Origin of the sequence: Bacillus sp. FJAT-42376 (assembly GCF_003816055.1) — a bacterium.
Taxonomy (GTDB): domain Bacteria; phylum Bacillota; class Bacilli; order Bacillales; family Bacillaceae; genus Metabacillus_B.
On the sequence record NZ_CP033906.1, the window covers coordinates 2,390,806 to 2,414,547 of the forward strand.

20 protein-coding genes are annotated in these 23,742 nt (G+C 45.1%); all 20 read left to right on the plus strand.

The window, feature by feature from the left end; all coding sequences use genetic code 11:
- Nucleotides 1–70: 70 nt before the first annotated feature.
- The 20 genes from pgsA to spoVK all read left to right on the plus strand — a co-directional run bounded on the left by pgsA (nt 71) and on the right by spoVK (nt 23,717).
- Nucleotides 71–649, plus strand: coding sequence for a CDP-diacylglycerol--glycerol-3-phosphate 3-phosphatidyltransferase (gene pgsA / locus CEF21_RS11990; protein ID WP_123916648.1), 579 nt, complete (start codon nt 71–73; stop codon nt 647–649).
- A gap of 18 nt (nt 650–667) precedes the next feature.
- On the plus strand, nt 668–1,921 hold the full coding sequence (locus CEF21_RS11995; protein WP_123916650.1) for a competence/damage-inducible protein A: 1,254 nt from the start codon (nt 668–670) through the stop codon (nt 1,919–1,921).
- 261 nt (nt 1,922–2,182) lie between these two features.
- Nucleotides 2,183–3,223: a recombinase RecA gene (gene recA / locus CEF21_RS12000; protein ID WP_123916652.1), complete on the plus strand. Its 1,041-nt coding sequence runs from the start codon at nt 2,183–2,185 to the stop codon at nt 3,221–3,223.
- A gap of 358 nt (nt 3,224–3,581) precedes the next feature.
- Nucleotides 3,582–5,141, plus strand: a complete 1,560-nt coding sequence (rny, locus tag CEF21_RS12005; protein ID WP_123916654.1) for a ribonuclease Y — start codon at nt 3,582–3,584, stop codon at nt 5,139–5,141.
- Between the two features lie 232 nt (nt 5,142–5,373).
- Nucleotides 5,374–6,168 (plus strand): TIGR00282 family metallophosphoesterase, encoded by a 795-nt coding sequence (locus CEF21_RS12010; protein WP_123916656.1) that lies wholly within the window; start codon nt 5,374–5,376, stop codon nt 6,166–6,168.
- 180 nt (nt 6,169–6,348) lie between these two features.
- On the plus strand, nt 6,349–6,609 hold the full coding sequence (gene spoVS, locus CEF21_RS12015; protein WP_010193268.1) for a stage V sporulation protein SpoVS: 261 nt from the start codon (nt 6,349–6,351) through the stop codon (nt 6,607–6,609).
- Between the two features lie 119 nt (nt 6,610–6,728).
- Nucleotides 6,729–7,649: a dipeptidase gene (locus CEF21_RS12020; RefSeq protein WP_123916658.1), complete on the plus strand. Its 921-nt coding sequence runs from the start codon at nt 6,729–6,731 to the stop codon at nt 7,647–7,649.
- 98 nt (nt 7,650–7,747) lie between these two features.
- Nucleotides 7,748–9,487 (plus strand): 2-oxoacid:acceptor oxidoreductase subunit alpha, encoded by a 1,740-nt coding sequence (locus CEF21_RS12025; protein ID WP_123916660.1) that lies wholly within the window; start codon nt 7,748–7,750, stop codon nt 9,485–9,487.
- Entirely contained in the window at nt 9,487–10,353 is an 867-nt protein-coding gene (locus CEF21_RS12030) for a 2-oxoacid:ferredoxin oxidoreductase subunit beta (RefSeq protein WP_123916662.1), read from the plus strand. The genes CEF21_RS12025 and CEF21_RS12030 overlap by 1 nt, the downstream gene beginning before the upstream one ends.
- A gap of 336 nt (nt 10,354–10,689) precedes the next feature.
- Nucleotides 10,690–11,730: an L-threonine 3-dehydrogenase gene (gene tdh, locus CEF21_RS12035; RefSeq protein WP_123916664.1), complete on the plus strand. Its 1,041-nt coding sequence runs from the start codon at nt 10,690–10,692 to the stop codon at nt 11,728–11,730.
- 19 nt (nt 11,731–11,749) lie between these two features.
- A complete protein-coding gene (locus CEF21_RS12040; RefSeq protein WP_123916666.1) occupies nt 11,750–12,925 on the plus strand; it encodes a glycine C-acetyltransferase in 1,176 nt (391 codons plus the stop codon).
- Between the two features lie 166 nt (nt 12,926–13,091).
- Nucleotides 13,092–14,621, plus strand: a complete 1,530-nt coding sequence (gene miaB, locus CEF21_RS12045) for a tRNA (N6-isopentenyl adenosine(37)-C2)-methylthiotransferase MiaB (RefSeq protein WP_123916668.1) — start codon at nt 13,092–13,094, stop codon at nt 14,619–14,621.
- A gap of 2 nt (nt 14,622–14,623) precedes the next feature.
- Entirely contained in the window at nt 14,624–15,052 is a 429-nt protein-coding gene (ricA, locus tag CEF21_RS12050) for a regulatory iron-sulfur-containing complex subunit RicA (RefSeq protein WP_123916670.1), read from the plus strand.
- A 582-nt stretch (nt 15,053–15,634) separates the two neighbouring features.
- The gene (gene cotE / locus CEF21_RS12055; protein ID WP_123916672.1) at nt 15,635–16,177 is read left to right on the plus strand and encodes an outer spore coat protein CotE; all 543 of its coding nucleotides are present in this window, start codon (nt 15,635–15,637) and stop codon (nt 16,175–16,177) included.
- A 130-nt stretch (nt 16,178–16,307) separates the two neighbouring features.
- Nucleotides 16,308–18,905 (plus strand): DNA mismatch repair protein MutS, encoded by a 2,598-nt coding sequence (mutS, locus tag CEF21_RS12060; protein WP_123916674.1) that lies wholly within the window; start codon nt 16,308–16,310, stop codon nt 18,903–18,905.
- A gap of 17 nt (nt 18,906–18,922) precedes the next feature.
- On the plus strand, nt 18,923–20,800 hold the full coding sequence (gene mutL / locus CEF21_RS12065) for a DNA mismatch repair endonuclease MutL (RefSeq protein ID WP_123916676.1): 1,878 nt from the start codon (nt 18,923–18,925) through the stop codon (nt 20,798–20,800).
- A gap of 66 nt (nt 20,801–20,866) precedes the next feature.
- A complete protein-coding gene (locus CEF21_RS12070) occupies nt 20,867–21,286 on the plus strand; it encodes a YmaF family protein (RefSeq protein WP_123916678.1) in 420 nt (139 codons plus the stop codon).
- A gap of 75 nt (nt 21,287–21,361) precedes the next feature.
- Nucleotides 21,362–22,312 (plus strand): tRNA (adenosine(37)-N6)-dimethylallyltransferase MiaA, encoded by a 951-nt coding sequence (gene miaA / locus CEF21_RS12075; protein ID WP_123916680.1) that lies wholly within the window; start codon nt 21,362–21,364, stop codon nt 22,310–22,312.
- A gap of 31 nt (nt 22,313–22,343) precedes the next feature.
- The gene (gene hfq / locus CEF21_RS12080) at nt 22,344–22,568 is read left to right on the plus strand and encodes an RNA chaperone Hfq (RefSeq protein ID WP_123916682.1); all 225 of its coding nucleotides are present in this window, start codon (nt 22,344–22,346) and stop codon (nt 22,566–22,568) included.
- 186 nt (nt 22,569–22,754) lie between these two features.
- Entirely contained in the window at nt 22,755–23,717 is a 963-nt protein-coding gene (spoVK, locus tag CEF21_RS12085; RefSeq protein ID WP_123916684.1) for a stage V sporulation protein K, read from the plus strand.
- Nucleotides 23,718–23,742: the final 25 nt, after the last annotated feature.

Sequence of the window (23,742 nt, forward strand, 5' to 3'; positions counted from 1 at the left end):
TCTTGCCATTTTCATTAAATAGAACACAGCGGGTCTAAATAGACAGACGCGAAAGAAGGAGTCGTCAAGAATGAATTTGCCAAATAAAATTACGGTATCAAGAATATTTCTCATCCCGGTATTTATGATCATCATGCTCGGACCATTTGACTGGGGGACGGTTAATCTGCTTGGTACGGAAATGCCGGCTGCCCAGTTTGCCGGTGCTCTGCTGTTTATTGTCGCATCCGTTACAGATTGGATCGACGGTTACTTTGCAAGAAAATACAATCTTGTCACGAATCTTGGGAAGTTTCTAGATCCGCTGGCGGATAAGCTGCTTGTTTCTGCAGCTCTCATTGTGCTTGTTCAAATGCAGGCGGCGCCTGCATGGATGGTTATTGTCATCATCAGCCGGGAATTTGCCGTTACCGGCCTGCGTCTGATTTTGGCGAACGAAGGCGAAGTTGTTGCGGCTAATATGCTGGGAAAAATCAAAACGTGGACGCAAATTATCGCCATTTCCGTCCTGCTGCTGAATAATTTTCCTTTTGAACCTCTTCATATCCCGTTCGCGCAAATTGCGCTGTGGATTGCTGTTTTCTTTACGGTGTACTCAGGCTGGGATTATTTCGCCAAGAATAAAGCTGCTTTCAAGAACTCTAAATAACCAGAAAAGGAGCCTGACATGAATACTAAAACTGAAATTATCGCGGTTGGGTCTGAATTGCTGCTCGGTCAGATCGTGAATTCAAATGCCCAATTCATTTCACGGGAACTCGCTGAAATGGGCTTTAACACGTTTTATCACACCGTAACGGGAGACAATGCCGGAAGACTGACAGAGGCGGTCAAGACAGCTCAGTCCCGTTCAAACATCATTATTTTTACGGGTGGACTCGGTCCTACAAAGGACGACCTTACAAAAGAAGCAATCGCCGGCCATTTAAATGTAAATCTTGTCATGGATGCTGAAGCAATGGCTTCAATTGAAGAGTATTTTGTGAAGGTAAAACGTACCATGACGGAAAATAACCGGAAGCAGGCACTTGTTCTGGAAGGGGCCCATATTTTGAAAAATGACACGGGTATGGCGCCTGGAATGGCATTGGAATCAGATGGGATTATCTATTTGCTTATGCCCGGTCCGCCTTCTGAAATGCGCCCGATGTTTTTGAATTATGCACGCCCTTATCTGCTTGAACGGCTTGGTGTTCAGGAGAAAATCATGTCCCGGGTACTCCGCTATTTTGGAATCGGAGAATCACAGCTTGAATCCGAGCTGGAGGATTTGATTGACAGCCAGACGAACCCTACGATTGCTCCATTGGCAGGCGACGGGGAAGTAACGCTCAGACTGACGGCAAAACATCGGGAAGCGACTTCGGCGACACAGCTTCTTAATGAAATGGAACAAAAAATCAATGCCCGTGTGGGGGATTACTTTTATGGCTACGACAGCACAAGTCTTCTTCAGGAAGTGACGGATGCTCTGATTGAGAGGAAGACCACGATTGCTTCTGCTGAAAGTCTGACAGGAGGACTGTTCTCTGAGCAGCTGACGACGGTCAAAGGGACATCGAGTGTGCTGATGGGCGGAATCGTCTGCTATACGAACGCTGTGAAAGAGAATCTTCTGAAGGTTAAACAGGAAACGCTCCGGAATCATGGAGCTGTCAGTGAACAGTGTGCCAGAGAAATGGCTGAAAATATCCGCCATCTCGCAGGCAGTGACATCGGCATCAGCTTTACAGGAGTAGCCGGCCCGGAGCCTATGGAAGGGCAGCCTGTAGGCACGGTCTTTATCGGTATATCGTCTAAGAATGAAACAGAGGTCCATAAACTGAATCTGGCCGGCAGCAGAGACGGAATCAGAAAAAGATCCGTTAAGTACGGATGCAGATTCCTTATGAAGCACCTGGAAAAACATACAGCAATTTAAGCTGTGTGTTTTTTTTAGGTTCAAATTGTAAACACCTGCTGATTATGGAGGTTCTCCAAGTCTTGACCGCAGCGGCCGGTTTCAAATCATTTATTTTAGGTAAATTGATAAGTGGAAAACCAATTTTTTCTTAAGGCAAAAATCAAGAATTCAGGTACAAGAACCGAAAAATAATCGAATGGATGTTCGACTTTTTTCTTGGCAAATGCCCCAACAAGCGATATACTATTAGTAGGTTAAAGATTAGAGGAGGAACAATACATGAATGATCGTCAGGCCGCCCTTGATATGGCGCTTAAGCAGATAGAAAAGCAGTTCGGCAAAGGATCCATTATGAAACTCGGGGAGCAGACAGACCGTAAAGTTTCAACGGTTCCAAGCGGATCGCTTGCACTGGATGTTGCACTGGGAATAGGCGGATATCCCCGCGGACGAATTATAGAAACATATGGACCTGAAAGCTCAGGTAAAACGACGGTTGCGCTGCATGCGATCGCTGAAGTGCAGCGTCAGGGAGGACAAGCAGCATTTATTGATGCAGAGCATGCGCTTGATCCGGTTTACGCGCAGAATCTTGGCGTAAATATCGATGAGCTTCTGCTGTCACAGCCTGATACAGGAGAGCAGGCTTTAGAAATTGCCGAGGCTCTTGTAAGAAGCGGAGCCGTAGACATTCTTGTTATTGACTCGGTTGCAGCTCTTGTTCCGAAAGCAGAGATCGAGGGAGAGATGGGAGATTCCCACGTAGGACTGCAGGCCCGTCTTATGTCACAGGCGCTGAGAAAACTTTCAGGGGCTATCAGCAAATCCAAAACAATTGCGATTTTCATTAACCAAATCCGTGAAAAAGTCGGGGTTATGTTTGGAAATCCTGAAACAACTCCCGGCGGACGCGCGCTGAAATTCTATTCATCTGTCCGCCTTGAGGTGCGCCGTGCGGAGCAGCTAAAGCAGGGCAATGATGTTATGGGGAATAAAACAAAAATTAAAGTAGTCAAAAATAAAGTGGCTCCTCCATTCAGAACGGCTGAAGTTGATATCATGTACGGGCAGGGGATTTCAAGAGAAGGGGAAATTATCGATATGGGAACCGATCTTGATATCGTCCAAAAGAGCGGATCCTGGTATTCCTATAACGAAGAACGCCTTGGCCAGGGCCGTGAGAATGCGAAGCAGTTTTTGAAAGAAAACCCTAATGTCGCATCTGTCATTCACAAGCAAATAAGAGACCATTATAACCTTGACGCGGATGTTGAGGCTCCTGCTGAAGAGGAAGAGGAACTTTTTGAGCTCGAGGATTAAACTATTCTATAGATTGTTGAAGAAAGAGGGATAAACTCCCTCTTTCTTGCTGTTTAAAGACATTATTCAGACGGAAAATAGATAATTGGCCTGAATGCCCGGAAAAAGGGCAGTATGACTGGCTTGACAAGTATTTTTTACAACTATACAATGAAATTGTGTATTTTGTTTTATTTTTAGTATTTTTTTACAAAGAACCTGATGGTTTTGGCTAAAGCAACCATTCGGCTTGTCTTTAGCTGCTAACTAAAATCATCCTAAAAGAAACATGTGCAGTATATTGAGAGCTGATTTAAACAATGTACGTGCCGACACATTATTCTAGCAAGAAATGTTCATAGCAAGAGGAGGTGAGATAATGGACGCAACACTAATCATCTCCATTTTGCTTGGCCTAATCGTAGGTGTAGTTGTTGGCTATTTTGTTCGCAAATCGATTGCCGAAGCGAAAATTGCCGGGGCAAAAAGTGCCGCCGAGCAGATTCTTGAAGATGGAAAACGCGAAGCTGAAGCAGCTAAGAAAGAAGCGATGCTTGAAGCAAAAGATGAAATTCACAAGCTTCGAACGGATGCCGAACAAGAAATTCGTGATCGTCGAAACGAGCTACAAAAACAAGAAAACCGGTTATTGCAAAAAGAGGAAAATCTGGACAGGAAAGATGATTCTCTTGATAAGAGAGAAAGCATTCTTGACCGTAAAGAAGCCTCTTTGACTGAAAGACAACAACATATTGAAGAGACGGAAAGCAAAGTGGATGAGATGGTTCGCAGGCAGCAGCTGGAGCTTGAGCGAGTCTCAGGCTTGACAAGAGATTCTGCCAGACAAATCATTCTTGACAAGGTAGAAAACGAGCTTTCCCATGATCTCGCTGTCATGATTAAGGAGAGCGAGACGCGTGCGAAGGAAGAGGCGGACAAACGGGCGAAAGAGATTCTTTCTCTAGCTCTGCAGAGATGTGCGGCTGATCACGTAGCAGAAACCACGGTATCTGTAGTGAACCTTCCAAATGATGAAATGAAAGGCCGCATCATCGGACGGGAAGGCCGGAATATCCGTACGCTTGAAACACTGACAGGAATCGATTTAATTATTGATGATACTCCTGAAGCTGTTATCCTTTCCGGCTTTGATCCGATTCGAAGAGAAACAGCCAGAATTGCTCTGGACAAGCTCGTTCAGGACGGCCGTATTCATCCTGCGAGGATCGAAGAGATGGTTGAGAAATCACGACGCGAGGTTGATGAGTATATCAGGGAAGTTGGAGAGCAGACAACCTTTGAAGTAGGGGTACATGGACTGCATCCTGACCTGATTAAAATTCTGGGCCGTCTGAAATTCAGAACAAGCTATGGTCAAAATGTGCTGAAGCACTCAATGGAAGTCGCCTATCTGTCTGGTCTTATGGCAGCTGAACTGGGAGAAGACGTCACGCTTGCAAAGCGCGCCGGACTGCTCCATGACATCGGTAAGGCGATTGACCATGAAGTGGAAGGAAGCCACGTTGAAATCGGTGTGGAGCTTGCAGGTAAATACAAGGAACACCCTGTTGTGATCAACAGTATTGCCTCCCATCATGGCGACCAGGAACCAACTTCCATTATTGCTGTGATTGTGGCGGCAGCTGATGCTCTATCCGCCGCCAGACCAGGAGCCAGAAGCGAAACCCTTGAAAACTATATCCGCAGACTTGAAAAGCTTGAAGAAATCTCCGAATCTTATGAGGGAGTGGAGAAGTCTTTCGCCATTCAGGCTGGCCGTGAAGTAAGAATCATGGTCAAACCGGATTCGATTGATGATCTGCAGGCACACAGGCTCGCGCGGGATATACGTAAAAGGATTGAAGAGGAACTGGATTATCCGGGACACATCAAAGTAACGGTTATTAGAGAAACGAGAGCGGTAGAATACGCTAAATAGTGGCCTGTTCCAAATGGGCAAAATAAAGCGGTGCATTGCGCCGCTTTATTTTTTTTCCTCCGTCTTTTCAGTTTTCCTTTTCCGTTGTCCTGCAACGTTACTTTTGTTTCTTTGATGGAAATGATAAGATAACAGACTTAAGGAAGATGATTTTATAGCTGCACTGAAAGACGAATGAAGCGAAAAAGATAAATTCGTCACAAACCCAATCAGGAAAGGAATCGAATGGAATATGAATATTTTATTTATTGGAGATATAGTAGGTTCACCGGGAAGAGAAATGCTGAAAACATACCTTCCGCGTTTGAAATCAAATTATAAGCCGGATGCTGTTATCGTGAATGGAGAAAATGCAGCACATGGAAAAGGGCTTACAGAGAAAAATTTCCATGAGCTCATTGAAGCAGGGGCACATGTTGTTACAATGGGCAACCATACGTGGGATAAACGTGAAATTACAGATTACATAGATCAGACCCCTAATTTAATCCGGCCTGCTAATTATCCGGAAGGAACTCCTGGAAATGGCATGTTTTTTCAAAAAATGGGTAATAAAGAAATAGCCGTTATTAATTTGCAGGGCCGTACCTTTCTTCCGGCGATCGACTGCCCGTTTCGAAAAGCAGACGAACTCGTCGATCAGGCAAGAAAGCGGACACCTTTCATCTTCGTTGATTTTCATGCAGAAGCCACAAGCGAAAAACAGGCTATGGGCTGGTATTTGGATGGACGGGTTTCAGCTGTTGTCGGGACCCATACACACGTCCAGACGGCTGATGAACGATTGCTTGCAAAAGGGACAGCCTATATTACGGATGTTGGAATGACAGGTCCGTATGACGGCATTCTTGGAGTCGAGCAAGAGCCGGTTATCAGAAGGTTTTTGACAAGTCTGCCGGCGAGATTCGATGTGGCAGGCGGACGCACCCAGCTGAGCGGAGTGGTCGTGAAGCTAGACAGTAAGACAGGAAAGGCCCAGTCAATTAAAAGGATTGCGATTAATGACGATCACCCTTATTTTGATTGAATTTTTTGAAAAAACGGCTTTAATGGCAGGAATACCGCTTACTGCTAGTGAATATATGTAGTAATGGAATGAATAGCCATTTTGTTCAAAGTCAAGGGGATGCGTTTTGAACAATATCCAACAACGGTTGTTCCAATGATCACTCACGATCCTTGGTAATGAATAAGGGGGAAAACAGTAATGGAGATATTAAAGGTTTCAGCTAAGTCAAATCCTAATTCTGTAGCTGGAGCGCTTGCCGGAGTTTTGCGTGAACGCGGAGGCGCAGAGATTCAAGCGATCGGAGCGGGTGCGCTGAATCAGGCGGTTAAAGCTGTAGCAATTGCCAGAGGTTTTGTAGCCCCGAGCGGAGTCGATTTAATTTGCATTCCAGCTTTCACAGATATTCTGATTGATGGCGAAGAACGGACTGCGATCAAACTAATCGTAGAACCTCGCTGATTTATAAGATAGAGGCTGACCGGCCAAGGATCCCCCAGTGTGCTCATTTAATGCGGCACGGACAGGGACATGCTTGAATACCGGCAGCCTCTTATTTTACAATCTGGGGGAAAAGCAGAATGAAAATATTTGATGCTCATTGTGATATGCTTCTCAAACTGTGGCTTAACCCATCCATAGACCCGTGGGATGGAAAAGCACTGCATACCAATTTAAAAAAAATGACTGATCACGATGCAAAAATACAGTGCCTGGCCATCTTTATTCCTCCTGAACTGCCGTCAGAGAAGCAATTTGATGCCGCCTTAGCGCAAATACATATTCTGAATGAGCGGATTTTGAAGCCATACTCCCAGTTTCAGCTCGTCACGAGTAAATGGGAGGCAGATCAGTTAAAAAGCAGCCAGATCGGTTTAATTCTGACTCTCGAAGGATGCGACTGTATCGGAAATCAGCTTGACCGGGTTCAGGTTCTGCATCAGTACGGAGTAAGAATTTTTAATCTGACCTGGAATTTTGCCAACTATTTTGCGGACGGGGCTTTAGAATCGAGAAATGCAGGCATCAGTCAAAGCGGGAAGCGCCTTATAGAGGAGATTAATAAGGTGAGCGGCTGGATCGATGTATCTCATTTAGGAGAAAGAAGCTTCTGGGAGACCATTGAAGTGGCCGACCATGTAACGGCAACCCACTCAAATGCCTACGCATTGCGTCCTCATCCAAGAAACTTGAGGAATGATCAGGTAAAAGCTTTGATTGAGAGGGATGCACCGATTGGCATCACGTTTGTTCCGGAGTTTATCAGTGCAAAAAAACCGGGTATCCAGATGCTCCTGAATCACCTTGAACATTTTTGCTCTCTTGGAGGAGAGCGGCATATTGGCCTCGGATCAGATTTTGACGGAATAGCGGAAACCGTACCAGGACTTGGGGGCTATGAGCAGTATTCCAATCTTTTAAATGAGATTTTCAAGCGGTATCCGGAAGAAATAGCCAGAGGAATTGCTTATGATCATTTTGCCGGGAGAATTCCGTTCTAAGAAATCAGAATAATTAAAATATGATGCGTGGTTTAATAGGATAATCGTTTCCTGCATCATCACATTTTTGTTCAGCCAAATAGAAGGGGTGTATATGGATGGTCAAACAGCTTTCTTGGAAAGTAGGAGGACAGCAGGGAGAGGGGATTGAATCTACTGGCGAAGTGTTTTCAATCGCATTAAACCGGCTTGGCTATTATTTATACGGCTACAGGCATTTTTCATCAAGAATAAAAGGCGGGCATACAAACAATAAGATTCGTGTCAGTACGGAACAGGTGCGCTCCATTTCTGACGATCTGGATATTTTGGTTGCATTTGACCAGGAAACGATTGATGTAAATTTCAGCGAACTGAGAAAAGGAGGAATCGTGCTGGCGGATTCCAAATTCAGCCCTGTTATTGCCGATGAAGAGAATGTAACACTGTATTCCATTCCGTTTACGGAGCTTGCGCATGAGCTTGGCACAACCCTTATGAAAAATATGGTGGCAATCGGTTCAACAAGTGCTATTTTGAATATCAGTCCGGACGATTTTTATGAAGTAGTGGAGGAAACTTACGGACGCAAGGGGAAGAAAATCGTCGAAATGAATATGAATGCCATCGAAAAAGGGTCGGCTTATTTAAAACAGGAGCTCCAATACAATCGAAGTGACCTACATTTAGAGAAAACAGAGCAGAAAAAACGGATGTTCATGATCGGAAATGATGCGATTGCACTTGGAGCATTGGCTGGAGGCGCGCGTTTTATGGCGGCTTACCCCATTACGCCTGCGTCGGAAATTATGGAATATTTAATAAAAAAACTCCCTGAGTTCGGCGGGGCAGTCATCCAGACAGAGGATGAAATTGCTGCTTGCACAATGAGCATCGGAGCGAATTATGCAGGGACCCGTACATTTACAGCCTCTGCCGGACCGGGTTTGTCGTTAATGATGGAAGCGATCGGGTTGTCAGGGATTACAGAAACTCCGCTCGTGATCGTGGATACTCAAAGAGGGGGACCTAGTACAGGATTGCCTACGAAGCAGGAACAATCCGATTTAATGGCCATGATCTATGGAACCCATGGGGAGATTCCGAAGATTGTCATGGCGCCGAGTACCGTGCAGGAAGCGTTTTATGATACTGTGGAAGCGTTTAATCTTGCCGAAGAATATCAATGTCCGGTTATCCTGCTCTCTGATTTGCAGCTGTCGCTCGGAAAGCAGTCTGTTGAACCGCTTGACTATGATCAAATTCAAATTCGCCGCGGAGCTCTCCAGGAAGAAGGCGGTCTCGTTGAGCGGGAGGGGAAAGGCTACTTTAAGCGTTATGAGGTAACTGAATCCGGAATTTCCCCAAGAGTCCTGCCGGGAATGAAGCATGCGATCCATCACGTGACCGGGGTTGAGCATGACGAAACTGGTAAACCTTCCGAAGTTGCATCAAACCGTAAAGACCAGATGGACAAACGGTTTAGAAAAATGGAAGGATTGCTGTTTCACACTCCCATTCATCAAAATATTAAACACACACATGCCGATGTTCTTCTCATTGGATTTAATTCTACCCGGGGAGTCATTGAAGAGGTAATGGGGCGGCTTGAAAAGGAAGGGGTGCGGGTTAACCATGCTCACATCCGGCTGATTCATCCGTTTCCTTCAAATGAGCTTCGAGCATTGGCTGCTGCTGCTGAAAAAGTGCTGGTCATTGAGAATAATGCAACGGGACAGCTGGCGAGTATTATCAGAATGAACGTGAACTGCGCGGAAAAAATGGAATCTATTTTAAAATATGACGGCAATCCATTTCTGCCAAATGAAGTGTATGCAAAGATTAAGGAGCTGATGTAATGGCAACCTTTAAAGAATTCCGCAATGATGTAAAGCCAAACTGGTGTCCTGGATGCGGAGATTTCTCTGTTCAGGCCGCTATCCAGAGGGCTGCAGCCAATACAGGACTGGAACCGGATCAGCTAGCCGTCATTTCAGGAATCGGCTGTTCCGGACGAATTTCAGGCTATATAAACTCATTTGGCTTTCACGGTATCCACGGCCGCTCATTGCCGATTGCCCAAGGGGTAAAAATGTCAAACCGGGACCTTACTGTCATCGCGTCAGGAGGGGACGGGGATGGTTTTGCCATTGGCATGGGACATACCATTCATGCCATACGGCGAAACATTGATATTACTTATATTGTTATGGACAATCAAATTTATGGACTGACAAAAGGCCAAACGTCCCCAAGAAGCGACACCGGATTTGTTACAAAGAGCACACCTGAAGGATCGGTCGAGTCTGCCCTTTCCGTCATTGAAATGGCGCTGACAGCCGGAGCCACCTTTGTCGCGCAGAGCTTTTCAACTGATCTAAAAGATTTAACCTCTTTGATTGAACAGGGAATTCAGCACAAAGGATTTTCGTTCATCAATGTGTTCAGTCCATGCGTGACATATAACAAAGTGAATACGTACGAGTGGTTTAAAGAGAATTTAACAAAACTGAGTAATGTGGAAAACTATGATCCTTCCAATCGAATGACCGCTATGCAGACCGTAATGGAGCATAATGGTCTTGTAACCGGGCTGATTTATCAGGATAAAAACAAGCGTTCCTATCAGGAACTGATACAGGGATACAGCCAGGAGCCTCTTTCAAAAGCAGAACTGGAAATAACCGAAGAGCAATTCAGCAAACTCACAGCCGAATTTATGTAATCAGCGCCCTTACAAGGCGTTTTTTTGTGTTCAGCCAGAGCCTCTGTACCTAAAAGGTAAAAAGGGATAACCGTGCGTTAAGACAGAAATGGTGATCCATAGAAGGGAAAATATAGATGCAGTTATGCCTATGCAAGAGGCGGACTTGATAAATTCCATTCCAGGATGCGGAACGGCCGGAAACAGGTCTAAGCCCCCTTTGAAAAAAAATTTCCGGAAATTTATCCTGAGCGTTCAACTGTCTATTCAGAGTGGACAGGCACCTTTACTTCTAATCTCCTATAATGATAGACTTTCTTTGAAGTCACAGTTTCATTGAACGGGAGAGTGTTCATCATGAATGGAAAAATGAAAGCGCTTGTGAAGCATCATGAAGGGTATGGGGCTCAGCTGCAAATGGTTGATATCCCTCAGATAAAAGAAGATGAAGTACTGATAAAGGTAATGGCCACTTCGATTTGCGGCACGGATGTCCATATCTATACGTGGGATCAATGGTCGCAAAGCCGTGTAAAGACTCCTTATGTCTTCGGGCACGAATTTTCAGGAGAAGTGGTTAAGGTTGGCAGCAAAGTTACGAGTGTTGTACCGGGAGACCATGTTTCTGCTGAAACGCATTTAGTTTGCGGTCAATGTCCGCAATGTCTGACTGGAAATGCTCATATATGCAAAGAAACGAAAATTATCGGGGTCGATACGAACGGATGCTTTGCCGAATATGTAGCTCTTCCGGCATCAAATCTATGGAAAAACCCGAAAGAGATGCCATGGGACGTGGCCTCTATCCAAGAGCCGATGGGAAATGCCGTTCACACCGTTCTTTCAGGAGATGTGGCGGGGAAATCGGTCGCGATTATTGGCTGCGGACCGATCGGCATTATGGCAGCAGGCGTTGCGAAAGCAGCTGGTGCCTCCCAGGTCATTGCTCTGGACGTTAATCAATACCGCCTCGAGCTCGCAGCAGCAATGGGAGCATCGGTCACAATTAATTCAAATGAGATCAATCCTCTGGAAAAAGTTCTGGAGCTGACAGACGGCAATGGTGCGGATGTGGTATGTGAAATGTCCGGTCATCCCGCAGCAATGGATCAGGGATTTAAAATGGTGACAAATGGCGGCCGTGTATCAATTTTAAGTCTGCCCGTGCAGCCTGTAAAAATTGATGTGACAAATGATATTGTGTTTAAAGGGATTACGGTCAAAGGAATAACGGGGCGTAAAATGTATGAAACATGGCAGCAGGTTTCGAGTTTGCTGAAATCAGGACAGGTGGATGTTGAGCCATTGATTACTCATCATCTCAAGCTTGAAGATTTTGAAGAAGGATTTGAACTGATGATCCAGGGCAAATGCGGAAAAGTAGTTTTGCATCCATAATTTTTAGGAGGGGTTCACCATGAAAGGTTTTGAATATCTGCAGGCGGAACTGAATGAAATGAAAGAGCAGGGAACATTCCGGAAGCTTGTTCCGCTGGAGTCGGAGCAGGGGTCCAAAGTTGTCATAAACGGCAAAAAAGTGATACAGCTTTCATCGAATAACTATCTCGGCCTTACATCTCATCCCCGTCTTCGGAAAGCTGCTGTGGAAGCGGCTCAAAAATACGGAGCCGGCACAGGTTCAGTAAGGACCATTGCCGGAACGTTTTCCATGCATGAAGAACTGGAGAAAAAACTGGCTGAATTCAAGCATACTGAAGCATCACTTGTTTTTCAGTCAGGGTTCACAACGAACCAGGGGGTGCTTTCCTCTATATTAACAAGTGAAGATGTTGTCATTTCAGATGCTTTAAATCATGCTTCGATCATTGACGGAATCCGTCTGACTAAAGCGGCACGTAAAGTATATAACCACGTAGATATGGCGGATCTGGAGCGTGCCTTGAAAGAATCCGCGGATTTCCGTGTCCGGCTCATCGTGACGGACGGGGTATTCTCCATGGACGGCAATATCGCTCCTCTTCCGCAAATTGTTGAGCTTGCAGAAAAATATGATGCACTTATTATGGTGGACGATGCTCACGCTTCAGGAGTTCTTGGAGAAAATGGCAGAGGAACGGTTAATCATTTTGGTCTGGATGGCCGCGTGCATATTCAGGTTGGAACGCTGAGCAAGGCAATCGGTGTACTCGGAGGCTATGTAGCCAGTTCACAAACATTGATCGATTACTTAATCCATAAAGGGCGTCCATTTTTGTTCAGTACATCCCATCCGCCTGCTGTCACTGCGGCGTGCATCGAAGCGATCCGTGTGCTTCTGGAAGAACCGGAGCTCATTGATAAGCTTTGGGATAATGCAAAATTCTTTAAGGACGGCTTAAATAAGCTGGGATTTGATACAGGGAAAAGCGAAACACCGGTTACTCCAGTCATCGTCGGCGACGAAAAGAAATGCCATCAGTTTTCTGACAAACTGCTCGAGTACGGTGTGTTTGCTCAGGGTATTGCCTTTCCAACTGTTTCAAAAGGACAGGCCCGTGTGCGGACCATCGTAACGGCTCAGCATTCAAAGGAAGAGCTTCAGGAAGCATTGAATATTTTTGAAAAAGCCGCAAAGGAATTGAATATTCTTTAAGTGTGGGAGAGGAACCGTTCCTCTCTTTTTTTTCTGATTCAAAGCGGCTTCTATTGTACGCAAGTCTCTTAGAAGTTATACTATAGTATTGAAAACTTGTTTTTTACATAAATCAGTCACAGGCTGATTGAACAGATAAAAGCGGTATTTGAAAGGAGCACTCTCCATGAACGAAAAACAGCGTGAAGAAAATAGCCAGGTTACTCCTGAAACAAAGAAAACAGAAAAAGACTACAGCAAATACTTTCAGGCTGTCTATATGCCTCCATCCTTAAAGGATGCGAAAAAACGGGGCAAAGAAGACATTCAATATAAAAATGATTTTTCCATTTCAGAGGAATTCAGAGGAATGGGGAACGGAAAGAAATTTTATATCCGCACATACGGCTGCCAAATGAATGAACATGATACAGAAGTGATGGCCGGAATTTTTACGGCACTCGGCTACGAGGCGACAAATACTACTGAGGATGCGGATGTTATTCTCCTGAATACTTGTGCCATCCGTGAAAATGCTGAAAATAAAGTGTTTGGAGAAATCGGACATCTAAAACCTTTAAAACTGAACAAACCCGGCCTGCTGGTGGGAGTTTGCGGTTGTATGTCCCAGGAAGAATCGGTCGTTAATAAAATTTTGCAGAAGCATCCCCATATCGATATGATTTTCGGAACGCACAATATCCACCGTCTTCCGCACATTCTGAAGGAAGCCTATATGTCCAAGGAAATGGTCGTTGAAGTGTGGTCAAAAGAGGGCGATGTCATTGAAAATCTTCCGAGAGTCAGAAAAGGCGAAATTAAGGGCTGGGTAAACATTATGTACGGCTGTGACAAGTTCTGCACATACTGTATCGTTCCTTATACGCGCGGGAAAGAACGGAGCCGCCGTCCTGAGGAAATCATTCAGGAAGTGCGCCAGCTTGCCGCACAGGGATACAAAGAAATCACCCTGCTTGGCCAGAACGTGAATGCTTACGGGAAGGACTTTACAGACATTTCCTACGGTCTTGGGGATTTAATGGATGAGCTGCATAAAATCGATATTCCAAGAATCCGCTTTACTACAAGCCATCCCCGTGACTTTGATGACAGGCTGATCGAGGTTCTTGCAAAAGGCGGAAATCTGCTTGATCACATTCATCTTCCGATTCAGTCCGGAAGCTCAGATGTATTGAAGCTGATGGCGCGCAAATATACTCGCGAGCACTATATAGAGTTAGTGAAAAAGATTAAAACAGCCATGCCAAATGCAACATTAACAACAGACATTATTGTCGGATTTCCGAATGAGACAGAAGAGCAGTTTGAAGAAACGATGTCCATCTATAGAGAAATCCAGTTCGATGCAGCCTACACGTATATTTATTCTCCGCGTGAAGGCACTCCGGCTGCCAAAATGCAGGATAATGTTCCGATGCGTGTCAAAAAAGACCGTCTTCAGCGCCTGAACAGCCTTGTAAATGAAATTTCTGCCAAGAAAATGCAGGAATATGAGGGGCAGGTTGTCGAAGTATTAGTTGAGGGTGAGAGCAAGAATAACCCTGATGTACTAGCCGGCTACACAGAAAAAAGCAAGCTCGTCAACTTCCGGGGACCTAGAGAAGTCATTGGCCAGATCGTAAAAGTAAAAGTTACGAAAGCGAAGACATGGTCACTGGACGGTGAGATGGCAGAAGAAGCTATAGAGGTGAACTGAAGATGACACGATATTCAAAGGATGACATTGTGGCCCGTGCAAAGGAACTTGCACAAATGATTTCCGAGACGGAGGAAGTCGACTTTTTCAAACGAGCTGAGGCCCAGCTTAATGAAAACGAAAAAGTACGCAGCATGATCGCCAGCATCAAAAGCCTGCAAAAACAGGCTGTCAACTTCCAGCATTACGGAAAAACGGAAGCCCTGAAGCAAATTGAAGACAAGATTGACAGCATCCAGGAAGAACTGGATCAGCTGCCGATCATTCAGGAATTTCAGGATTCGCAAATTGAAGTGAACGATCTGCTTCAGCTTGTGGCAAATACGATCTCCAATCAGGTAACAGATAAAATTATTGAAAGCACAGAAGGTGACCTCCTAACCGCTGAAACCGGCTCTAAGCTGAAAAACAGTCCAGGCGGAAGCTGCTAATCATCGCAATTAAAGAAAAACTGCCGTTTGACGGCAGTTTTTTTTTATTTATTTTATGTTCCATTCCAATCTAAAGAACGGTTCGGGTAAAGGTGCATAGGATACATAAAAGATTAGATCCGCTTTAAATAAGGGATGAAGTGTATGTCACTGATTTTAGCCGCGTGGCGGCTGACTGATTAAGGAGAATCGCTTTAATCCTACCTTGAAGCAGCCCTCGGCCGGGAGCTCCACCGTCTCTCAGTCCTAATCAAGCGCCCTCCGCTTTTGCAGCCTATACCTATTTAGGCTCGCTGAACTCTGTTTCGGCATCCAGCTCCAGCGGCTAGCTGTTCGGCCGCTTCACTGGCCCTGTCAAAGTCAAAGTGCGACTTTGTCAGTTCCAGCTCCACCGTCTCTCGCAGCTAAACAGCCGCTTCCGCTTTAAAAAAAAGGCACATTTTTTTGGGCTCATGCATACATATGAAATAGGAACGTCATGGACGAAGCAGAATTTGTCTGCATGTTCGTGTGAATCATTGCAAGTTCAATATAAACCCAGCATACAATGGAATGAATATGTATTGAGGAGGGTATGGCTGAATGTCTGAATACAGAGAAATTATCACAAAAGCGGTTGTTGCGAAAGGACGAAAGTTTACTCAATGCACGCACACGATCTCCCCGTCTCAAAGACCTACCAGTATTTTGGGCGGCTGGATTATCAACCATAAATACGAACCCCATAAAGTTGGTAAAACAGTCGAGGTTGAAGGTACTTACGACATAAACGTTTGGTATTCATATGACGATAATACAAAAACAGAAGTTGTCACCGAGCGGGTCAGCTATGTCGATGTAGTAAAACTGAAATACAGAGATAATCATTTTATTGATGACGAACATGAAGTTTGTGCAAAAGTTCTTCAGCAGCCGAACTGCCTGGAAGTCACCATCTCACCTAACGGAAATAAAATTATTGTTCAGGCCGAGCGTGAAGTGATGGCGGAAGTGATTGGGGAGACGAAGGTCGTTGTGGTTGTTCATCAAGGCGGTTTGGGTGAAGATGAAGAGTGGGAAGAGGATCTTGAGGATGAGTTTGAAGATTTAAACCCTGAGTTTCTGGCGGGGGAAGCAGAAGAGTAACAAGCTAGGAAGATGTTCTTCCTAGTTTTTTTTATGTCTGTTTTTACAGTTCTTGACCATATATGGAGAGTTGCTTCATATGTTATAATTTAAGAATGTTTTTGATTAGGATAGGCAATGGGGGATATACATGGCTACTTACACGCCGATGATGCAGCAATATTTGACGATTAAGGCAGATTACGAGGATGCCTTTTTATTTTTCAGATTAGGTGATTTTTATGAAATGTTCTTCGAGGATGCGATTCGTGCATCACAGGAACTTGAGATAACGCTGACAAGCAGGGACGGTGGGAGCAGTGAGCGAATTCCGATGTGCGGTGTTCCGTATCATTCTGCACCCAATTACATAGAACAATTGATTAATAAGGGCTTTAAGGTAGCGATTTGCGAGCAGACAGAAGATCCTAAGCAGGCCAAAGGTGTAGTCCGCCGGGAAGTTGTTCAGCTCATTACCCCGGGTACCGTGATGGATGGAAAAGGCGTTTCTGAAAAAGAAAACAATTTCCTGGTGAGCCTGACTGTACTCGGAGCCGGTTTCGGATTTGCTGTAACGGACTTGACAACCGGTGAGACGAGTGTGACCAAAACAAACCGGTTCGATGAAGCCCTTAACGAAATTTATTCACTTGGAGCAAAAGAAGCGGTTATCGAAAGTGCTTTTCCTGAAGAGTATGTAAAAATGATGAAGGACCGCTGCAGTGTAGCGGTATCCATCGAACATGAGGATGATGCTGGGGCTATCCCGCGTCAGCTTCTTAGGGGGCTTGAAGATCAGGATCTGCAGCGGTCATTTGCTAGGCTCTATCACTACATTACAAGGACACAGAAGAGAAATCTGGATCATCTCCAGCCGGTTCGGCACTATGAACTGAAGAATTTTCTAAAGATGGATTTATACTCTAAACGAAATCTGGAGCTGACGGAAACGATTCGGAGCAGCGGAAGAAAGGGTTCACTGCTCTGGCTGCTCGATGAGACGAAGACAGCGATGGGCGGACGTTTGCTGAAGCAGTGGATGGACAGGCCGCTCATTGACCGCCGTATGATCGAGGAAAGGCATGAAATGGTTCAAGTTCTTCTTGAACGGTTTTTTGAGCGCGAGGATATCCGCGAAGGCTTGAAAGAGGTGTACGATCTTGAACGGCTGGCAGGAAGAGTTGCTTTCGGAAATGTAAATGCGAGAGACATGATTCAGCTTAAAAAATCACTGCAGCAGGTTCCGGTTCTCTCAGAACTGATCAAGTCTTTAAATCATCCATATTCAGACAAGCTGGCAGGACGGATTGATCCTTGTGATGACCTGAAAGAACTGCTCGATCAGGCTCTGGTTGAACAGCCGCCGATTTCCGTCAAAGAAGGGAATATGATGAAGGAAGGCTTCAGTGAGCAGCTTGATCAGTATCGCGATGCAAGCAAAAACGGAAAAACATGGATTGCCGAACTTGAGGCGAGTGAAAGACAAAGAACGGGAATCCGCACTTTAAAGGTCGGTTTTAACCGGGTGTTCGGATATTACATTGAAATTACGAGAGCCAATCTGCATCTTTTGCCGGAAGGACTTTATGAGCGGAAACAGACCCTTACGAATGCAGAGCGGTTTATTACACCTGATTTAAAAGAAAAGGAAGCCTTGATCCTTGAAGCGGAAGAAAATATGGCAGAGCTAGAGTATCGGCTGTTTAATGAATTGCGCGAAAAGGTCAGGACCTTCATTCCAAGGCTTCAGTCTCTTGCTAAATGCATTAGCGAACTGGATGTTCTGCAGTGCTTTGCATCGGTCAGTGACAAACGCCGGTATGTCCGGCCGGTATTTTCCGATGACACACTTGACCTGAAAGACGGCAGGCATCCTGTTGTTGAAAAAGTTCTCCAGGCACAGGAATACGTGCCGAACGACTGCCGGATGGGGGATGGGACCGGAAGAGGGATGCTGCTGATCACTGGACCGAATATGTCCGGGAAAAGTACGTATATGAGACAGGTTGCGCTGACAGCTATTCTTGCACAAATCGGCTGTTTTGTACCGGCTGAAAAGGCAATTCTCCCCATATTCGACCAGATTTTCACCCGAATCGGAGCGGCGGATGATCTGATTTCAGGGCAGAGTACATTTATGGTTGAGATGCTCGAGGCCCGAAACGCAATTGTTCACGCCACTAAAAACAGCCTGATTTTATTTGATGAAATCGGCCGGGGTACCTCCACTTACGACGGAATGGCTCTTGCCCAGGCGATGATTGAATATATCCATGATAAAATCGGAGCGAAGACTCTTTTCTCTACCCACTATCATGAATTGACGATTCTCGATCAGAAGCTTGAATTGCTTGCCAATGTGCACGTCAGAGCGGTTGAGAGAAATGGGAAGGTTGTTTTTCTTCATAAAATATCTGAAGGGGCAGCCGACCGAAGCTATGGAATACATGTGGCAGAACTGGCCGAGCTTCCGGCTGAGCTGATTAAGCGCGCGCAGGAAATTCTTGAAAAATTGGAAAATCAGCCTAAAGCGCAAGTCATTAAAGAAAAGGACGAACCCTCCCCGGTTCATACAGAAGAAGCCCAGCTTTCTTTCTTTTCCCAAAGTGAGGCGCCGAAAAAGCAGAAGAGAGAGCGGCCTGCAGATAAGGAACTGAAAGAAGCGGTTTTAGAATTGAATTTGCTTGAAATGACTCCTCTTGACGCGATGAACAAGCTGTTTGAGCTTCAGAAGACAGCAAGAGAATAGAAAGGAGTTGATCCAACATGGGCAAGATCGTCCTTCTTGATGATCAGCTCAGCAACAAGATTGCAGCAGGAGAGGTCGTTGAGCGGCCAGCTTCTGTTGTAAAAGAATTGGTTGAAAACGCCATTGATGCGAACAGCTCGGTCATTGAAATCGAATTAGAGGAAGCGGGTCTTGGGCTGATCCGGATTATTGATAATGGAGACGGCATGGAGCCAGAGGATGGTCTGAATGCATTTCAAAGGCATGCGACCAGTAAGATCAAGGATGAAAATGATTTGTTTCGAATTCGAACACTTGGTTTTAGAGGAGAGGCTCTCCCGAGTATCGCCTCTGTTTCCCACATCGAAATGAAAACAAGCAATGGTGCGGATGAAGGAACGCATCTTAAACTGGTCGGCGGAAAAGTGGAGGAGCATAAAGCTTCTTCAAGCAGGAAAGGAACGGATATTACGGTTTCCCAACTGTTTTTCAACACGCCGGCCCGGCTGAAATATATGAAAACCGTCCATACGGAACTTGGGAATATTACCGATGCCGTAAACCGGCTCGCGATGGCAAATGCCTCCATTTCCTTCAGGCTTACGCATAACGGCAAAACCATTCTTCATACAAATGGAAACGGGGATGTTCGGCAAGTCATTGCGTCGATATACGGACTCTCGATCGCCAAGAAAATGGTGCCGGTGTCGCTTCAATCTCTTGACTTTCAAGTAAACGGGTACATCGCGCTTCCAGAAATCACAAGAGCATCAAGGAACTACATTTCGACGATTATTAATGGCCGCTTTATTAAAAATTACACCCTTGCAAAAGCCATATTGGAAGGCTATCACACCCTTTTGCCGATTGGCCGGTATCCGATTGCCTTCCTTAATATAGAAATGGATCCGCTGCTCGTGGATGTCAATGTCCATCCATCTAAAATGGAAGTAAGGCTCAGCAAGGAAGCCGAATTGTATGAGCTTGTTTCGGACGGAGTAAAGCAGGCTTTTAGAAAAAAAACGCTGATTCCCGAATCCGGAGTTCAAAAGGCAAAGCCTGCCCCCCCTAAAGATGAACAGCAGGCTCTGACATTTAATGAAAAATACAGGGCGGCGGAAACGAAAATCAATTCGGGTCCTCTTAATCAGGAAAAAGAGCTGCAGGCACGTGAAGAAGAACCTTCGCCATTGCTGGACAAGATGATTAAAGAATCTCATCCTGCAATGCTTTCATTTGAATCTGAAGAACCTCAAATTTCTTCATCGGCATTTGAGGAACGTTACCCGTCTGAACAGAATGAACAAATAGACGAACGCGCGGAAAGCGAACCAAGGGTACCCGCCATGTACCCCATCGGCCAAATGCATGGAACCTATATTCTTGCGCAGAATGAGAGCGGCCTTTATATGATTGATCAGCATGCAGCGCAGGAACGGATTAAATATGAGTTTTTCCGTGAAAAAGTCGGTTCAATGGAGAAAGAAGTGCAGGAAATGCTTGTGCCGATTACCCTTCACTACTCTCATGACGAGTCCTTGAAAATAAGTGAACATCAGGAATCTCTTGCAGAGGTAGGCGTATTTCTCGAGCCGTTCGGAGGAAGCAGCTTTATTGTGCGCTCCCATCCTCAATGGTTTCCTTCAGGAAAAGAGCAGTTCATCATTGAAGAAATGATTCAGCAGGTGCTCGAACTGAAAAAACCGGATGTCAAAAAATTGAGGGAAGAAGCCGCTATTTTGATGAGCTGCAAAGCATCCATTAAAGCGAACCGCTATTTGCGGCTTGATGAAATGACAGCTCTCCTCGAAGAATTGAGACGTGCAGAAGATCCTTTCACCTGTCCGCACGGAAGGCCGGTCATTGTTCACTTTACAACGTATGAAATGGAAAAAATGTTTAAGAGAATTATGTAAGCTTCCGTCACACACGGCGTCTTTTTTGTGTAGTCTGCATTAGACAGAATACAGGAGGCGCTGTGAATGAGAGTTATTTTTGCTCCGCCGGATTTCCCGTCCCACAGTCATGTGTTTTTAATTGAAACATCTGAGGCTGTGGGACATACGCATGTGATGGACGGCTTTACAAAGCCTGTTAACGGGAATGCATGGGATGGCCATATTCATTTTTTCAGCGGAATCAGTTCATTTGATGAAAAGCATTACCACCGCTTTTACGGAAAAACCGGCCCGGCTGTTCCTCTTCCCGATGGCACCCACTACCATCGCATGAAAGGGAGAACCTACTACAATTACAATAAACCGCCTGGTTCTGTTACAGGCGGGGTTCAATATGCTGAAGGCGGCATCGAACGCCATTTCCATCTTTTCGACGGGATGACTGGCAACCCTGTAGGAGTAGACCAGCCCGCATGGTATAGATGGATTCCTCTATGGCCATAATGGTTACGTATCTGGCAGAAATCGTGCTATACTATTTCCGGGCATATATGAACAGAAGCTGAAAGAGTGAGTGGATTGTCAGAAAAACAAAAAGTTATTGTAATTATCGGTCCTACAGGCGTAGGGAAAACAAGCTTAAGTATTGAAATTGCCTCGAAGCTAAACGGTGAAATAATCAGCGGGGATTCGATGCAGATTTATAAAGGCATGGATATAGGAACGGCAAAAATCCGACAGGAAGAAATGATGGGGATTCCCCACCATTTAATTGATATTAAAAATCCGGATGAGAGCTTTTCAGCCGCTGAATTCCAGCAGCTTGCAAGAGCCTGTATAGCAGACATCTCTTCAAGAGGGAAGATACCGATTGTAGCTGGCGGTACTGGCCTGTATATTCAGTCCCTCCTATACGACTATCAATTTTCAGAGCAGCCATCCGATCCTGATTTCAGGATTCAAATGGAAAATACGGCGAATGAAAAAGGGGCAGAGTATGTGCATGCCCTTTTGCGGGAGGCCGATCCCGGATCTGCAGAGAGAATTCATCCAAACAATGTGCGAAGAGTGATCAGGGCACTTGAAATTTATCACAGCACAGGCACGACGATGACAGAGCTTCTGGAGACACAGGCAAGGAAAGAACACTTTGAATCTGCAATTATAGGCTTGACGATAGACCGTGAAACCCTGTACTATCGAATTAACCAGAGGGTTGATAAGATGATGGAGGCTGGACTTCTGAAAGAAGTAAATCATCTGTATCAATCAGGCCTCCGGGAAGGTCAAGCTGTACAGGCAATCGGATATAAAGAAATCTATCGTTATCTGGACGGCAGTCTGTCTCTCGAAGAGGCTGTGGAACAGCTGAAGCAGAATTCAAGAAAGTATGCGAAACGCCAGCTTACCTGGTTCCGGAATAAGATGGATGTCGAATGGTTCGATATGACTCCTCCGGCCAATTCACGGCAGAAGCTTGACGAAATTTTTACATATATAGCAGGAAAGCTTCATCTTCAAAACGAATAGTAACCATATAGAGAAATGAGGAGGACAAATCATGAAACAAGCAATCAATATTCAGGACCAGTTTTTGAACCAGCTGCGCAAGGACGGAGTATTCGTAACCGTATTCCTTCTTAATGGATTTCAGCTAAGGGGACTAGTAAAAGGATTTGATAACTTTACTGTTCTGCTTGAGACAGAAGGCAAGCAGCAGTTAATTTATAAACACGCGATTTCAACATTTGCTCCGCAAAAGAACATTCAGCTTGAAACTGAATAAATAAATGTTTGAATCGAGCCGCATACGAAAGGTATGCGGTTTTTATTTTTGCTTTTTTTCAGATGGTTGTACACAAGGGTTTCATGAATACATATAGGAAGATCAATCATTTTTTCCCCAAATAGGCATTTGTCACGGCAAAGCCGATCCGCGCGTATAGTATGGTAGAAAGCTGAGGTGACTCTCATGGATCAGGCAGTTACTTATAAGAACAACGGACAGATCAACATCATTCTTAACGGTCAGACAAAAGCCGGCAGGGAACTGGAGACAAAAGCAAAAGGATATGACCTGGTTCTTCCAAAAACCGATTTAAAGCATGCCATCCTGCGGCAAATTGAAGAAGAAATGAGCACCCTTGTGGGAATGGAAGAGATGAAACGGAACATAAAAGAAATTTACGCCTGGATCTTCGTCAGCCAAAAACGGGAAGAGCAGGGGCTTAAAGCGGGGAAGCAGGCGCTTCATATGATGTTTAAAGGGAATCCGGGAACCGGCAAAACGACAGTCGCCCGGCTAATCGGGAAATTATTTTGCCAAATGAATGTTCTCTCAAAGGGGCATTTAATTGAAGCGGAGAGAGCGGATTTAGTTGGAGAATATATTGGCCATACCGCCCAAAAGACCAGGGAACTCATTAAACGGTCGCTTGGCGGGATTCTCTTTATTGATGAAGCCTACTCTTTAGCCCGCGGGGGAGAGAAGGATTTTGGAAAAGAAGCAATCGATACCCTTGTGAAACATATGGAAGACAAACAGCATGAATTTATTCTGATCCTTGCTGGATACTCCCGTGAGATGGACCAGTTTTTATCCATCAATCCTGGGCTTCATTCGCGCTTTCCGCTCGTCATCGATTTTCCGGACTATTCGGTGGACCAGCTTATGGATATATCGAAAAGAATGATCGAAGAAAGAGAATATTGCTGGAGCAGAGAAGCAGAATGGAAGCTGAAGGACCATTTAATGGCTGTGAAAAGCAATACTCAGCCATCAAAGTTCAGTAATGGAAGATATATCAGGAATGTGATTGAAAAATCAATTAGAGCCCAGGCAATGAGACTGCTCATGTCCGATAAATATAACCGTGATGAACTCGTGACCATTAAAGCCCAGGATTTAATTGTGCGTGAAGAAAAGCCGCTTTGAGCGGCTTTTTTGCATTCTGAAGCAT